The organism is Aeromonas sp. S8(2024), from assembly GCF_041403085.1.
GTDB classification, from domain to species: Bacteria; Pseudomonadota; Gammaproteobacteria; order Enterobacterales; family Aeromonadaceae; genus Aeromonas; species Aeromonas dhakensis.
Genome location: NZ_JBGLRF010000026.1, coordinates 1 through 523, shown reverse-complemented (window position 1 = coordinate 523; position 523 = coordinate 1). Strand labels below are relative to the sequence as shown.

Annotated in this window: 1 protein-coding gene; it reads right to left on the bottom strand. The window is 63.3% G+C overall.

The features are described from left to right. A partial coding sequence (locus tag ACB031_RS22765) for a VCBS domain-containing protein (RefSeq protein ID WP_371140267.1) occupies positions 1–523 on the bottom strand: 523 nt, incomplete at both ends.

The window sequence follows — 523 nt, the reverse complement described above, 5'->3', positions numbered from 1 at the left end:
CACGGTCAGGGTGCCGGTCTCGGTCAGGATCGGGTTGGTCTCATCTTCGGTCACGCCACCGGTATCGGTACCGGTGATCACCGCGGCATCGTTGACGCCGGTGATGGTGATGGTGACGGTATGGGTAGTGCCGTCGACCGAGGCCACGGTGAAGGTCTCGACCTTGGTCTCACCCTCGCCCAGGTACTGCACCTTGCTGTTGTCGACGTTGTAGGTCCAGGTGCCGCCTTCGGTGATGGAGAGGCTACCCAGCGCACCCGCGCTCGGAGTGCCGTTGCCGGCCACAAACTTGGCTTCATCCGCGCCATCCACGTCGGACACGGTCAGGGTGCCGGTCTCGGTCAGAGTCGGGTTGGTCTCGTCTTCCACCACGTTGCCGCTGTCGACACCACCAATAACGGCGCTGTCGTTCACGCCGGTGATGGTGATGGTGACGGTATGAGTGGTGCCATCGACCGAGGCCACGGTGAAGGTCTCGACCTTGGTCTCGCCCTCGCCCAGGTACTGCACCTTGCTGTTGTCG